At 45.7% G+C, this 1371-nt stretch carries 1 protein-coding gene; it reads right to left on the minus strand.

Annotation, left to right across the window (positions count from 1 at the left end; genetic code table 11):
• Positions 1-94: 94 nt before the first annotated feature.
• Complete coding sequence (locus G565_RS0120945) at positions 95-1279, minus strand: WG repeat-containing protein (protein ID WP_028672541.1); 1185 nt, start codon at positions 1277-1279, stop codon at positions 95-97.
• Positions 1280-1371: the final 92 nt, after the last annotated feature.

Consider the following 1371-nt stretch of genomic DNA (forward strand, 5'->3'; position numbering starts at 1 on the left):
GGACTGTCAGGGAGTTGGTGAAAAATCTGTGCAATCAGGAAAAGTCAAAAAAAACCTGTCAAGCCTTTTTTGATATTATTTCGCTGAATAGTTACTAGAACTTTTTTGTTGGCGTGTTGCGTTCTTCGGAGAAAACGAAAGTAACGGTTCTGAAGTAACCTGCTTTGTCGTACTCTATATCACTGTATTTTGGCGCTACAACATAGTTGCCGGCGGTGTCGATCAGTCCATTAAACCGGCTACCGTGTGGGCCTGCCATGGTCAGCACTCTGTCGATATCTTCGTAGTGGTTGAAAGGTTCAAAGTCATCGTAAATGTAGTCAGTCAGCATCTCGCCTGTTCTATCCATTAGAGCGGCTTTGCGTCTCGAAAAATTACTGTCGGGTGAGAGCACAATGGAGATACCGTGTTTGAAGTGCGTGGGGATGCGATAGTCTCTAAAGGGTATGACGATGTTTCCTTCGATATCAAAGAAAGCTGACTGATCATCTGTATTGTCAACTCTTAACAAACCCTCTGAGGCTTCAAAGACGTTATTGTACATAGGGGGGATTATAGTCTCGGCTTTCGTATCGATTAAACCGTCCAGGCCGTCTTTTGTTACCACAGCTACCCCATTTTCGAATTTCCCGATCGAGTCATAGGTCGAATTCTCGAGCCAGCCATCGGTGGCGGAAAACAGGCTATTTCTGGATCCCAGTTTTTCTCCGTAGTAGTAATAATTGATGTGGTACAGCGCTACATCTTCACGGTAGGTGATGTTGAAATACTCAGGTTCAACAACGAGTTCGCCCGCGGTACTGATAAGACCTTCACGACCTTTGTAGCTTACCTGTTGACTGTCACCAGAGCCGCTACTGTCGTAGGGGATCAATACTTCGACGATGGCGAGTTCATCTTCCCCAAAAGGGTTGATGTCATAGTAGGCGGTATCTGCTATCAACTCTCCCGCGGTGTTGATCAGGCCGACCATTCCCTCCGAATTTTCTACTTCGGCGAGTCCATAGTCGTTAAAACTCCCTATCTTTTGGAAGCCCCGTTCATTGATCTTGTTGCCATCCGGGTCGGTCATAAAATAGACGTCGTCCTTTTTGGCAATCAGCCCCCAGGGGTAGGTTTTGGAAATCCGATCATAGGAATAGTAGATATCGGGTTTGCTGGCGATGATCTTGTAGTCTTTCAGGAATTGAGTGACCGTTTCCCTGTCTACGGTGGTAGCGAATCGTGCTGTCAAGAAAACCGTCGCTACAAGAAAGAGTATTAAACCTGTTTTTTTCATGGCTCTTCGTAGTTTCCTGTGGAAATCCAGTATAATCAGGACTTGATCATACCGAATTTACGGGGAGTCTTTCTGTGGAAATCGAAGAGCAT

It is taken from the genome of Saccharospirillum impatiens DSM 12546, assembly GCF_000423605.1.
GTDB lineage: Bacteria > Pseudomonadota > Gammaproteobacteria > Pseudomonadales > Natronospirillaceae > Saccharospirillum > Saccharospirillum impatiens.